The following is a 255-nucleotide window of genomic DNA, read 5'->3' on the forward strand; positions in this document are numbered from 1 at the left end:
TCTTGCTGTCCACACCTATGTGCCCCTTCATGCCGAAGTACCATTGATTGCCTTTTTTAGTTTGACGCATTTCCGGATCGCGCTTGCCTTCTTTATTCTTGGTGGAGGAAGGTGCTGAAATAATGGTAGCATCGACGATGGTGCCACCTGATACTTTCATTCCCCGCTCCTGCAAATGACGGCCTACTTCTTCGAAAATTCGTTTGCCAAGGTCATGACGCTCCAGCAAGTGCCGGAACTTGCACACAGTGGTCT

General features: G+C 49.4%; 1 protein-coding gene. It reads right to left on the reverse strand.

Annotation, left to right across the window (positions count from 1 at the left end; translation table 11 throughout):
* The coding region (locus ACO0LN_RS30420; protein WP_422980517.1) for a transposase at positions 1–255 on the reverse strand (255 nt) is incomplete at both ends.

The organism is Undibacterium sp. TC9W, assembly GCF_049339865.1.
GTDB lineage: Bacteria > Pseudomonadota > Gammaproteobacteria > Burkholderiales > Burkholderiaceae_D > Undibacterium.